Below are 698 nucleotides of genomic sequence, written 5' to 3'. Positions count from 1 at the left end.
TGCTTAGCTTTTTATTACGTTCTGTCTTTTTAGGCTTAGCAACCGCTGCCGTTGTACTGCTCGCAGTTCCATCATTGCGCAATAACGTTATTCCTGTCGCGCTCGACCAACAACCGAAAAATATCGCATCTCTTGAGTTGTCGTTTAACCAAGCCGTAAGAAGAGCGGCGCCAGCGGTTGTGAACATCTACAGCCGAAAATACGTTGAAAACGATCGCAGTAAACTCTCGACACAAGGGCTGGGTTCTGGGGTTATCGTCAGCGAAAAAGGTTATATCATTACCAACTATCACGTGGTAGCTCAAGCAGACCAAGTCGTTGTTGCATTGCAAGATGGTCGAGCTGCTGCCGCTCAACTTGTTGGCACCGACAAACGCACGGACATTGCCGTTTTACGAGTTGAAGGTTCTAACCTACCTGTCATCCCATTGAATTCTGAATACAAACCTCAGGTTGGTGATGTCGTTTTAGCGATTGGTAACCCATACAACTTAGGGCAAACCACGACCTTCGGCATTATTTCCGCGACAGGTCGCTCTTCTATTAGCGATGGTCGTCAAGCCTTCATCCAAACTGATGCTGCAATCAATGAAGGTAACTCGGGCGGCGCATTGGTGAATACTCAAGGTGAAATGGTAGGCATCAACACCGCATCTTTCCAGCAGGCAACCGATCTTGAAACCTACGGTATCTCATTT

The 698-nt window shown here is 47.4% G+C and carries 1 protein-coding gene; it reads left to right on the top strand.

The window, feature by feature from the left end; all coding sequences use genetic code 11:
- Positions 1-698 (top strand): trypsin-like peptidase domain-containing protein (locus R7R78_RS26430; RefSeq protein ID WP_225474649.1); only part of this gene is annotated, 698 nt, incomplete at both ends.

Source organism: Vibrio sp. 2134-1 (assembly GCF_033339495.1).
This window is presented reverse-complemented; position numbering and strand designations above follow the sequence as displayed.